The sequence below is a fragment of the Alkalibaculum bacchi genome, from assembly GCF_937875145.1.
Taxonomy (GTDB): domain Bacteria; phylum Bacillota; class Clostridia; order Eubacteriales; family Alkalibacteraceae; genus Alkalibaculum; species Alkalibaculum bacchi_A.
Window position 1 is genome coordinate 1 of the sequence record NZ_CALNCS010000082.1, and the last position, 4,546, is coordinate 4,546.

The window sequence follows — 4,546 nt, forward strand, 5'->3', positions numbered from 1 at the left end:
AGTCTACACCTTCTAATTCACTTAATTCTTTGCTTAATGGTACGATTTTTTCACCATTTGCGGCTTTTACTATATAAGATTCAGGCAAAGGATTGTCTTCTTCTAATCCTTCTAGAATTTTTTGATATTGATTTAACCCTTCTGCCATGTTTTTTAATGCATCTTCTTTTGTTTCAAAGGTAAAACTCTCTATATTAGAATTAGAATCAAAAGCATTTTCGAGAGAATCTTTTTGGCTCTCTGTTATATCTTCTTTTAAAAATACCTTTAACTCCAATTGATCTTCCATCTCATTCGTAATATATTCTATATTAAAGGCTAAAATTAAGAAGATTCCAAGTATGACCAAGGCTGCTAAAACCGAAATAACCGATGCTATACTCATTAAGGAATTTTTCTTAATGCTCATAAAGCAGTCTCTAAAGAAATACCGAAAGGTATTAATCTTCATTTGGGTACCCACCTCTTCCGTCTTTAATAATCTTTCCGCCACTTAAGGCTATTACCCTTTTTTGCATATGATTTACAATTTCTTTATCGTGGGTTGCCATAATAATTGTAGTACCTTGATTGTTGATATTTTCTAATATATGCAGAATGTCTTTTGATGTGTTCGGATCTAAATTTCCAGTAGGTTCATCGCAAATGATAAAATCAGGCTTATTGACAATTGCCCTAGCTATTCCAACTCTCTGTTGCTCTCCACCTGATAATTGATCTGGAAAATAATCTGCTCTATGAGACAAGCCAACTAATGCTAAAACCTCATTAACTCTCTCCTTAATTTCAGAAGAGCTCTTTTCAACGATTTCCATTGCAAAAGCTACATTTCCATAAACTGTTTTTTCTGAAAGCAATCGAAAATCTTGAAATACAATCCCCAATTTTCTTCTATAATAAGGAATATCTCTTTTTTTCATCTGTGTGATGTTTCGAGCGTCAATTTTGATTTGACCAAGAGAAGGTTCCAATTCTTTCAACAATAACTTTATAAACGTGGATTTTCCTGCACCACTTTTACCGACAACAAATACAAATTCCCCTGTACCGATCTCTAGATTTACATCTGAGAGGGCAATGTGTTTCGTCTTGTCATAGGTAACACTTACATCTTTTAACTCAATCAAAAAATTACCTCCAAGATGATTTGTCTACTTGTAAACTATTTGTAATAGACACATTATATCAAACTCTGCAAAATAATTAAACCCCTTTAACAAAATTCCTATAATTTTATTTTTGAGACCCTAAATTTAACAAGATTTTACTTTTATATTCATAATTCTCATACTAAAAATCTATTTTTCCTACATTTAATTATATGGTATTATGACTATAATCAAGAATGTAAATAAATTGTAATAACTAAATGAAAGAGGCCTGAACATGAAAATCATATTAACTACTCTAAACTCTAAATACATCCATACTAGTTTATCCATCCGGGCTTTGCATTCAAACTCCATACCTAAAGGAGTTCAATCCTTATTAAAAGAATATACCATTAATGATCAACTAGATCATATACTCAGCGATTTATATCGTTGCAAAGGAGATATCTACGGCTTTTCTTGTTATATTTGGAATATAGAAGAAACCTTAAAAATCGTAGACAGTCTAAAAAAAATTCTTCCCACTGCCCTTATCGTACTAGGCGGACCAGAAGTGTCTTTTGATGGAAAAGAAGTATTAAATCACTCCTGTGCTGATATTGTTGTAAAAGGAGAAGGAGAGATCACCTTTAAAGAGCTATTATCTAAATATCAAAATGGAGAAGATTATTACAACACAGATGGCATAGTCTATAAAAAAGACCAAATGATCCATGAAATAAGAGATCGACTTCCTTTACAAGATATGGATCAATTGCATTTTGCCTATGAAAAAGAAGATATGGGCAAATATAAAAATCAAATCTTGTATTATGAGGGAAGTAGGGGGTGTCCTTTTTCTTGCAGCTATTGTCTGTCTTCAGTAGATAAAACCGTGCGGCTCCATTCTATTGAACGAATAAAAAGAGATTTGAAATTCTTTCTAAATCACAATGTAAAACAAGTGAAGTTTGTAGATCGAACTTTTAACTGTAATGTTTCTTGGTCAAAAGATATTATTTCCTTTCTTATACAAAACAATAATGGACACACAAACTTTCACTTTGAGATGGCAGCAGATCTATTAGATGACGAGATTATAACATTACTAAATACTGCCCCTGTAGGATTGTTTCAATTAGAAGTTGGCATTCAATCTGTCAACGAATCTACTTTAGTATCCATACAAAGAGCCACCAGCATTGAAAAAATCGAAGAAAATATACGTAAGCTTCAATCCAGTCACAATATGCATATACATTTAGACCTTATTGCAGGGTTGCCAGAAGAAGACTTTGATACCTTTGCACATTCATTTGATCGAGTTTATGCCATGAAAGCTGATATGCTCCAGCTGGGCTTTCTTAAAGTACTAAAGGGTTCGCCTATTCACTTGCAAAGGGACAAATACCACCTAAAACACACTGCAAATCCACCTTATGAAATCTTGTCCAATGATTTTATAAGCTATGACGAGATCATATGCCTAAAAAAAATCGAAAGTCTCGTAGATAGGTACAATAATAGCGGTAACTTCCAAAATACCTTAGATTATATCATCTTTCAAAGAGGGAAAGCCCCTTTTCGTTTTTTTCAGGAATTTGTAAACGATTGGGAAGAAAAAAAATTATTTGACGTGTCTCATAACAAGGATAGACTCTATGAAATCTTGCTCGATTTTGCTTATACTTTACAAGAAAATCAAGACTTCATAAAAGAATTAGTAAAACTAGATTATTTAATGTACAACAAGCTAACCCTCCCAACGTTTATAACATCCACATCACCAAGAAAAGAAGAAGTCTTTGACTTGCTAAAAGACCCTAATTTTAAAGCAAAATACCTTCCAAACAAAGTAGAAACGCCAGCCAAAAAGTTGTATAAGGAGGTTCATATAGAAACCTTTAAATACGACATTACAAACCCAATTACTCCCATAAAGCGAGATACTGTACTTTTGTTTCATAAGGCTACAAAACCGATGCTGCGACAAGTAAATGAATTTAAGATGATAAAGTAGTAAGCAAAAACACACCTCGCCTTTAGGCGAGGTAATGAAAGATTGGACGAGGCCTGTTTTCCCGTCCAACTAAACCATAAACCCATTACTCGCTATCCGTCCAATATACCCAGACAACACTTCTAAGCCATATCTTTCTTCAATGGTGATATGGTGAATAATCAATAAGAATAGGTTTTTTTCACAATGCTTTTCCAACTCTCCTAAGACTTGTAAGAAAAGAACGGCAATATTGCTCAATTCCCGCAAAATTTTATTGCAATCTGTGCACAATTCATAGACTAATTTTGAATGTCGCGTTCCATAAAGGGCTCTGTCTTCTAGTTGTTCTAATTGAGGTATGGTTTTTTGAATATTTTCATATACCCTATTTAATCCCACAACTATATTGTCTACCTCTTTCAAATTTTCCTGCTCCTGCAATAATTCGTTTACCATCACTACATGTTCAACACAGTTGCTTAAGTAATAAGACTCTTCTTTAACAATATGTACGACAAAATTTATTATTGGAATTTGATTTGCCAATAGAAACACTCCCCCTCTGCCTTATTACTATATTATTATGTTCAGAATTTAGAATTGTTCCTTTTTAGCAATGCTTACCATCTATTGATTTACATTGTTAATATTGATAAAATAAAACTAAATATGACAAAAGGGGAAACTAGTGTGAAATTAGTGAAAAACTTAGGAACTTATTGCATGATCATGATTTTCGTCATGACTCTTACATCTTCCTTTCTAGTAAGCAGTGAAGATGTAAGCAAAATTGGAGACGTAAGACTTAAAGAAGAAAAAATGAAGAAGGTCTTTTACAGCTCATCAAGTAAAATGGATGGAAATACGCAAGTGGCTAAAAAAGAAGAAAAGAAAGAAAAAGAAGATTCTCAACCCTCCACTTCAACTTCAGGAGAAGTAGCGTATGAAGGTTTATACGAAAATAAACCTTCAGTCAATGAAGCTGGTTACACATTAGGTGATTCCTCAGAGGAAATCCTAGCTTATCAAAAGCTTCTCTACTATTTAGACTACTTACAAGCCTTACCTGAAGGACAGTATAAGGGAATTCCTGGAGGCAATTTTGAGAAGACTACAGAAACCGCGGTAAAGGAGTATCAGACAAAAGAAAAATTACAAGCGACGGGTACTTTGGATAAAGAAACTCAAGGGTCCTTAATCTCAAAACCAATTGAATTTAAAGTCGGAAAATCTGGAGATGAGATTCAAAGTTATCAACTTATTCTTTACTATCTTGATTACATAAAAGAGTATCCAAAAGGAAACTTTGATAATCTTACTGAAACAGCTGTAAAAAGCTATCAAGAAGATCGAAAGCTTGACGATACAGGGATACTAACTCAAGAGACTCAAAAATCCTTAAAATCTGAAGCCCTTGAATACTTGGCTCATTTAAAATATAGAAATTGTCACC

At 33.2% G+C, this 4,546-nt stretch carries 5 protein-coding genes; 2 read left to right on the top strand and 3 right to left on the bottom strand.

Annotation, left to right across the window (positions count from 1 at the left end; all coding sequences use genetic code 11):
• Positions 1–451, bottom strand: a 451-nt coding sequence (locus Q7P22_RS05475; RefSeq protein ID WP_303861688.1) for a permease-like cell division protein FtsX, incomplete at its 3' end; no start/stop codon positions are given.
• Entirely contained in the window at positions 441–1,127 is a 687-nt protein-coding gene (gene ftsE / locus Q7P22_RS05480) for a cell division ATP-binding protein FtsE (RefSeq protein ID WP_303861691.1), read from the bottom strand. The genes ftsE and Q7P22_RS05475, both read right to left, overlap by 11 nt.
• Before the next feature lie 259 nt (positions 1,128–1,386).
• Here ftsE and Q7P22_RS05485 point away from each other — a divergent pair, with 259 nt between their 5' ends.
• A complete protein-coding gene (locus Q7P22_RS05485; RefSeq protein WP_303861695.1) occupies positions 1,387–3,111 on the top strand; it encodes a B12-binding domain-containing radical SAM protein in 1,725 nt (574 codons plus the stop codon).
• A gap of 69 nt (positions 3,112–3,180) precedes the next feature.
• On the opposite strand, the gene Q7P22_RS05490 is transcribed toward Q7P22_RS05485, so the two are convergent.
• Positions 3,181–3,639 carry a hypothetical protein gene (locus tag Q7P22_RS05490; protein WP_303861697.1) on the bottom strand — a complete coding sequence of 153 codons (459 nt, stop codon included), beginning with the start codon at positions 3,637–3,639 and terminating at the stop codon, positions 3,181–3,183.
• A gap of 144 nt (positions 3,640–3,783) precedes the next feature.
• On the opposite strand from Q7P22_RS05490, the gene Q7P22_RS05495 reads away from it, so the two are divergent.
• The coding region (locus Q7P22_RS05495) for a peptidoglycan-binding protein (protein WP_303861700.1) at positions 3,784–4,546 on the top strand (763 nt) is incomplete at its 3' end.

Coding starts and splice junctions, on each gene's coding strand:
- Q7P22_RS05485 (WP_303861695.1), top strand. CDS start 1,387: ATGAAAATCATATTAACTACTCTAAACTCTAAATACATCCATACTAGT.